This window comes from Phormidium sp. CCY1219, assembly GCF_055795085.1.
The window spans coordinates 1-6,378 of record NZ_JAYFEQ010000486.1 but is presented as its reverse complement, the minus strand read 5'-3'; the positions used below and the strand labels follow the sequence as shown (position 1 = coordinate 6,378).

Here is a 6,378-nt window from a genome sequence, read left to right as displayed (position 1 = left end):
CCCTCGTAGGGCTTAGGCTGGTCAGCTACCTAAAGTCAGGGACTAGAAGCCCCGTCTCTTTAGAGCGGGGTGCTGACGGTCAACCTCAAATTTATTCACTGGACAATTTCACGAGCGATCGTGAAATTTACGATGGCCTTTCGGGTGTTTAAAACTCCTGGGTCAGGGATTTTACTGTCCCAGGGCTGAGTAAAATTACTCAGCCAATCTTGGCAGGCGATCGCCTCGAAAGAATGCCAAACTCAATCGGAATCCGGATCGGTTGGCGTCGGTTTTACACTCTTCAAATAGGCTGCGATCGCGCGTGGCGCGATCGCTCCCTCAAAACAGCTTCCGCCGCTTTCTTGACGGGAATTTACTCTTGCCATAGGCGATCGAGAAATCACTGGCCGGCGCTTGACCCTCCATCTCCTTATCGAAGATGCACATTCAAGCTTCACAGACCCAGCTTTCTACTGCGGTGCAAGATGCCATAGAGCATTGTACCGAAAAACCGGGATCGTAACTCAACGCTTTTCCCTTTACAATCAGCAATCGGATTGCTTCGCGGGAGTAACCTTGATTGATAAAATGCCACGAAGTAGGTCTTTTGTGAAGCCCTTTTTCGCAGAAGGGGGAACGCCCCTTCTGCGATTCCACCCGCTTCACCCCCCCCGACCCCCTGGCGGGTCGAACCCACCGCATCTGGCTCGAGCGGGGGCTAACTCCATCCCTCGCCCTGTGCCACTGTGGAAAAGCGCCTGGGGGTCCCCAGGTACACACTCTATCACCCACCTGGATCTCCATTCACACTCCCATCGTTGTCAATCAACCGAAAAAATATGAACCGCAATCGAGAGTTTGACCCCCAAGAAAAGCCCCGCGATTTGACCGCAATTATCGAGGAAATTCGCACCTTGGCTCACAAGGAACGCGATAATTGTCTGGCGCTTTTACATCTGCTGCGAACCATCGAGCAACTCCATCGCGATATTCGGGATAGTTTATTTTTGGAAGCTTTGCCGGACAATCGCCAAGCCCTTTATGCCCTGTTGCGCGATATCGAAGCCTCTGGCGGTTGGCCTTACATCGAACGCATGAAAGTGCGCTCCATTGTTCGGCATTTAATCCCGGAACTCGGTGAAGATTCCCCCAGTCCCCCCGCCCTTTCTTCAGACAATTATACCCTCGAATCTGAATCCGAGGGTTAATTCGTCGCGCACCCTAATGGCAACCGCCTTCCTTTCTTTGGCGCTTTTTTTAAGCGGTTAATTGCCGTTTAAAATAAACTTAATTCCGAACTTTCGGTAGGCAGAAAACTGGTGCTGGCTGAGAAAAATCCAAATGGATCTTCGGTTCCATTCGTATCGTTATTTTCATCGGTTCCATTTCCTTCGTCCGTTTCGTTTGAACCTTCGTCGCCAAGCAAATCGTCAAACCCAATCGGAGAATCCTCGGTGTCATCGCCATCCCCTCCATCATCGGAGGGCGGTGCTGCTGAAACCGGTTCTCCGGTGAGGGTCACAAAATCCGCCGACCGGATACTCGATGCCACCACATCGGGCAATATCGCCACCACTCGTTCGCTCTCGGTAATCAAAATGACCGTGCTTTGATTCAAACTATTATCCGGACCGACATTGGTCACATTCACGAAGGAGAGTTCGGCAAATTGCAACTCTTCTTGGTCGATCGCAAAGAAATCTTCTTGCCCGTTAAAATCCGTAATCAAATCTACACCGAAATTTTTCTGCAACACAAAATAATCGGTGCCGGTATCCCCGGTCAAAGTATCTGCACCTAAATCCCCATATAACCAATCACTCCCCGCGCCACCCACTAAAATATCGTCATTGCGACCGCCGCGCAAGGTGTCTTCTGCTTCTCCCCCATCTAAACTATCATTCCCTTGATTCCCATTGAGAAAGTCACTGTCTAAATCCCCAAATAATCGGTCGTTGTCATCTAACCCAAACAAACTATCTTCATCCCGTCCCCCATACAGGGTATCATCCCCTTCTGCGGCGAAGAGCAAATCGTCGCCTCTATTGCCGAATAAAATATCGTCGCCGTCTTCCCCAAATAGGGTATCGTCTCCCTCTCCGGCATAAATCGTGTCGTCATCTGCTCCGCCTTGCAAGGTGTCGTTATCTTGCCCGCCAAACAACATATCTCTTCCCGGGTTGCCTAATACCAGGTCGTTGCCGTCTTCTCCATAGAGGGTATCGTTATCTAAATCCCCAAATAAAGTGTCGTTTCCACCCCCGCCAAATAGGATGTCGTTCCCTTGTCCGCCGCGCAAGTTATCGTCACCTTCAGCGGCGCGAATAATATCAGCGGCTTGGTTGCCATTGATAGAGTTATTGCCCGGACCCCCGTCGATGATGTCTTCACCATTCAGACCGAGTATCGTGTCGGATTCAATGGTTCCCGTTAAAGTGTCCGGTGTCGGCGTTCCAATTATGTTTGCCATCTTCGATAGAATACTCCCAAATCAACCACAATCAAAAAATCGACTCAATTCTGCTACGGAATCAGACTGATTCTAAAGTTCCCACTCATTCTATCAATATTGACACCCACTCGGATGCGCTCTTGCCAGAGTCTTGTCTAAACCCTAGCCTTGCTGCATATTTCCTGGGGAGTTTCTAGTCGCGCGCTCCCCCGCTATCTTCCCCCACAAAACGCCGACTTCCTCAAAGTTTAAAAAATCATAAATTCTGCCGATAACGGATTGAGTTTGACTCAGATTTTTTGATAAAATGTTTAAATACTTCCGGCGGGATGATTCACGGCGCAAGGGGGAAACCTAAATCAATCGGTTTCTCCTTTGAAAAGGCTCATCTACCATTCCAACCACCCGAGCCTACTCTTTAACCCGCGTAGTTTTTTGAGGCATATCCTTATGAGTTCTCCAACTTCTGTTCTCCCAGTCCTAGATCCGCCGATTAAGTTTGGCACCGATGGCTGGCGGGGGGAGATCGCCGCAGATTTTACATTCGATCGCGTGGCCAAAGTGGCACCCGTGGCAGCCCGAGTTCTGGAACGAGTCTATGGTTCGACCACGGCTCATCGTACCATTATCGTTGGCTACGATCGCCGCTTTATGGCAGAACAGTTCGCTCAGGTTGCGGCACAATCCATCCAAAACGCCGGCTTTGACGTGCGTCTGTCGCAAACCTATGCCCCCACCCCGGCATTTAGTTGGGTGGCGAACCAACAACAAGCCCTCGGCGCAATCGTAATGACCGCCAGTCATAACCCAGCCCCCTATTTGGGACTCAAAGTCAAGGGGGCATTTGGCGGATCCGTGCCTCCGGAAGTCACCAAACAAATTGAAGCGCTGCTCGAAACCCCCCCGGAAACCGCACCTGCCCCTACCCCAGGCACCCTGGAACGCTTCGATCTGTGGCCGGATTACTGCAAAATGCTGCGCGAAAAGGTGGATATCGACGCCATTGCCCGTGCCATCACCGCCGGAGAACTGACAGTATTTGCCGATGTCATGCATGGGGCGGCGGCGAGTGGTTTGGCGCAAATTCTCCAAGTGCCGATCCGCGAAATTAATGGCGATCGCGACCCCCTGTTTGACGGCGGCGCACCGGAACCTTTACCGCGCTACCTCTCTCAACTTTTTCGTTTGATGCGAACGCACCGCCGCAGCCACAACAGCCTCTCGGTGGGCTTCGTCTTTGATGGCGATGCCGATCGAATCGCCGCCGTGGATGGGGATGGCAATTTCCTCAGCTCCCAAAGCTTGATCCCCATCTTAATCGAACACCTCGCCCAACGTCGGGGCTTCTCGGGGGCAGTGATTAAAACCGTCAGTGGTTCGGACTTAATCCCCAAAATCGCCAAATTGTATGACCTCCCAATTATGGAAACCCCCATCGGCTTCAAATACATTGCCGATCGCATGTTAGAAAACCGAGTAGCGATCGGGGGCGAAGAATCCGGAGGCATCGGTTATGGCACCCACATCCCAGAACGGGATGCCCTGCTCTCTGCCCTCTACTTGCTCGAAGCCATCGTCAAGTCGGGTTCGGATTTGGGCAACCTCTACACTCAATTGCAAGATCGCACCGAGTTTCACTACCGTTACGATCGCCTGGATTTGCCCCTCACCAGTCTAGCGGTGCGCGATCGTCTGCGCGAGCAACTCTCGAGCCAACCCCTCAAAGAAATTGCCGGACACTCGGTGATGGACTGTCTGAGCATCGATGGCTACAAGTTCCGTTTGGCCGATGGGCGCTGGCTCCTGATTCGCTTTAGCGGAACCGAACCGGTGTTGCGTCTATACTGTGAAGCTCCCACCATGAAGGAGGTTCGCGAAACTTTAGCCTGGGCGAAAGAATGGGCCAGTCACGTTTAATTCCCGGTTTGAGGGTTGACACTGGTTGTCTATCGTAAATCTATCGACGGCTTAAGGATGAATATGGAAGGCTCTGCGGACAATTTAACGCCAATGGTGGTTGCCACGAGCAACTCGGGCAAGCTGGAGGAAATGCAGCAGTATATGGCAGATCTCGGCTGGGAACTGGAACTCAAACCCGAGAAATTAGAGGTAGAGGAGACGGGGGAGACATTTATGGAAAATGCCTGTCTCAAGGCTTCAACGGTAGCGTTAGCCACGGGGAAATGGGCGATCGCCGATGATTCGGGTTTGGAAGTGGACGCCCTCGACGGGGCACCGGGCATCTATTCCGCCCGCTATGGCAAAACCGATCGAGAGCGGATCGAACGCCTGCTCTTCGAACTGGGAAACGAACTGAATCGCGAGGCCCAGTTTGTCTGCGCGATCGCGATCGCCCACCCGGATGGTTCCATTGCCCTGCAAGCGCAAGGCGTCTGTCAAGGCAGAATCCTCCACCAACCGCGCGGTCACAATGGCTTCGGCTACGACCCGGTTTTCTATCACCCGCAACAACGTCAGACCTTTGCCGAAATGACCCCCTACACCAAACAACGTCTCAGCCATCGCGGCAAAGCCTTTGAAATCCTAGTGCCTCAACTTTCGACCTTGAGGCGATAAAAAACCCCACTCAGCGGCAACGCAGAGTGGGTTGAAGGGGGAAGGATAAAGCCAAAGGTGGAAATAAACCGCTGTGGCTGTGGGATGGCATAAAGCCGGAGGAAACGTTTCGCTCCGGACACCCCAGGGTTAAGACTTGAAACTTTCCCTTCTCCCCCATCCCCTAGATGGCTTCCCGGTTCCGCTCTCCGGTTCGAATGCGGACGATTTCCTCCACCGGGGCGATAAAGATTTTCCCATCACCGATTTCCCCGGTGCGCGAGGCGGAGACAATTTTATCCACCACCATATCCACCATATCGTCATCGATGACGATTTCGACTTTCAGCTTTTGCAGAAATTCCACGGTGTACTCGGAACCGCGATAACGCTCGGTTTGGCCTTTTTGCCGCCCAAAGCCTCGGACTTCCGAAACGGTCATCCCTACAACCCCCGCATTCACGAGGGCGATTTTAACTTCGTCGAGTTTAAAGGGCCGAATAATTGCTTCTACTTTTTTCAAGCTTTTGACTCCTCAGGCTGTTTTACTGCTTAATTCTGATAACCCGCATCGTACCTTAGTATCACCGCCACGCGAAGTTTTTTTGTAGTTTTTGATACAAAATTGCCTCAGCGATCGCCGATTGCCATTTCCAATTTTCTCTCCCCCCCTCGCCCCCCATCGTGCCAAAGCCCAGTTGACAATCACAAATCACTGGGAAAAATGCCGATCGCTTCGAGGTCGAACATCCCCTGGCGATCGCCCTCTAACCTCCAGGGGTCTGAAACTCAAACCCATGCGCCTCGGCGTAGCGATGCAAAAATCTCATCACCCTTTCCCACGCCTCCTCTGACATCACGTCAAACGCGCATTCCGCTTGCGCCAAATTATCATCATCCACAAATTTGAACTTAATTCCATTCGGCGTGACTTCGATTTCCCCTTCCTCGTCGCGCAACCACAACCGATCCACTTGATTCACAAAACTGCGCCCCTTTTCCATCGCCAAAACCCGCTCGAAAAACAGCACCACAGTTTTCGTCCCCGACTGGCGACCTTTGCGGAGGCTAATCCCACTGATTTCTTCATCCACTCCGTTAATAAATTGTACCGATACTGCCATAATCTGTGCCCCCATAAACTGGTTTTACTAACCTACTATTTTCCCTCTCGATGCCCGATCTGGCATAATTTTACCCAGAGGTTGCTCTGTGGTGGGCCTCATTGGGCATTTCTCTGGAGATGCCGTCGGTGAGCCACACCACTCGGTGCCGGGTTTTGGCTACCTCTGCGTAACGAAAAGGAGATAGAGGTCAGGAACCCCATCCCTAAAGGGAGGGGCTTGGTAAGACTTTATTTTCCCAAGCTCACCTGACCAGAAGACCAG

7 protein-coding genes are annotated in these 6,378 nt (G+C 52.0%); 3 read left to right on the top strand and 4 right to left on the bottom strand.

The genetic code is table 11. The features are described 5' to 3' along the window. Window positions 1-242 precede the first annotated feature (242 nt). Window positions 243-368 carry a hypothetical protein gene (locus tag AC0QH1_RS12820; RefSeq protein WP_324631529.1) on the bottom strand — a complete coding sequence of 42 codons (126 nt, stop codon included), beginning with the start codon at window positions 366-368 and terminating at the stop codon, window positions 243-245. Between the two features lie 453 nt (window positions 369-821). On the opposite strand from AC0QH1_RS12820, the gene AC0QH1_RS12815 reads away from it, so the two are divergent. After that, window positions 822-1,190, top strand: coding sequence for a hypothetical protein (locus AC0QH1_RS12815; protein ID WP_324631528.1), 369 nt, complete (start codon window positions 822-824; stop codon window positions 1,188-1,190). Between the two features lie 68 nt (window positions 1,191-1,258). Here AC0QH1_RS12815 and AC0QH1_RS12810 read toward each other — a convergent pair whose 3' ends face one another. Then, window positions 1,259-2,452 (bottom strand): calcium-binding protein, encoded by a 1,194-nt coding sequence (locus AC0QH1_RS12810; RefSeq protein ID WP_324631527.1) that lies wholly within the window; start codon window positions 2,450-2,452, stop codon window positions 1,259-1,261. Between the two features lie 432 nt (window positions 2,453-2,884). Here AC0QH1_RS12810 and AC0QH1_RS12805 point away from each other — a divergent pair, with 432 nt between their 5' ends. Both AC0QH1_RS12805 and rdgB read left to right on the top strand, forming a co-directional pair. Continuing rightward, window positions 2,885-4,351 (top strand): phosphoglucomutase/phosphomannomutase family protein, encoded by a 1,467-nt coding sequence (locus AC0QH1_RS12805; protein ID WP_324631526.1) that lies wholly within the window; start codon window positions 2,885-2,887, stop codon window positions 4,349-4,351. Window positions 4,352-4,414: 63 nt separating this feature from the next. Continuing rightward, the gene (gene rdgB / locus AC0QH1_RS12800; protein ID WP_324631530.1) at window positions 4,415-5,011 is read left to right on the top strand and encodes an RdgB/HAM1 family non-canonical purine NTP pyrophosphatase; all 597 of its coding nucleotides are present in this window, start codon (window positions 4,415-4,417) and stop codon (window positions 5,009-5,011) included. Between the two features lie 163 nt (window positions 5,012-5,174). Here the strand turns inward: rdgB and AC0QH1_RS12795 are convergent, their stop codons facing one another. Together AC0QH1_RS12795 and psb28 are read right to left on the bottom strand one after the other, a co-directional pair. Continuing rightward, on the bottom strand, window positions 5,175-5,513 hold the full coding sequence (locus AC0QH1_RS12795) for a P-II family nitrogen regulator (protein WP_324631525.1): 339 nt from the start codon (window positions 5,511-5,513) through the stop codon (window positions 5,175-5,177). Between the two features lie 244 nt (window positions 5,514-5,757). Next, window positions 5,758-6,114, bottom strand: a complete 357-nt coding sequence (gene psb28 / locus AC0QH1_RS12790) for a photosystem II reaction center protein Psb28 (protein WP_324631524.1) — start codon at window positions 6,112-6,114, stop codon at window positions 5,758-5,760. Between the last annotated feature and the right edge of the window lie 264 nt (window positions 6,115-6,378).

What these genes read in the sequence shown, in the direction of transcription:
- psb28 (WP_324631524.1), bottom strand. Translation starts at nt 6,114, where the DNA reads ATGGCAGTATCGGTACAATTTATTAACGGAGTGGATGAAGAAATCAGT.
- AC0QH1_RS12815 (WP_324631528.1), top strand. Translation starts at nt 822, where the DNA reads ATGAACCGCAATCGAGAGTTTGACCCCCAAGAAAAGCCCCGCGATTTG.
- rdgB (WP_324631530.1), top strand. Translation starts at nt 4,415, where the DNA reads ATGGAAGGCTCTGCGGACAATTTAACGCCAATGGTGGTTGCCACGAGC.
- AC0QH1_RS12805 (WP_324631526.1), top strand. Translation starts at nt 2,885, where the DNA reads ATGAGTTCTCCAACTTCTGTTCTCCCAGTCCTAGATCCGCCGATTAAG.
- AC0QH1_RS12810 (WP_324631527.1), bottom strand. Translation starts at nt 2,452, where the DNA reads ATGGCAAACATAATTGGAACGCCGACACCGGACACTTTAACGGGAACC.
- AC0QH1_RS12820 (WP_324631529.1), bottom strand. Translation starts at nt 368, where the DNA reads ATGGCAAGAGTAAATTCCCGTCAAGAAAGCGGCGGAAGCTGTTTTGAG.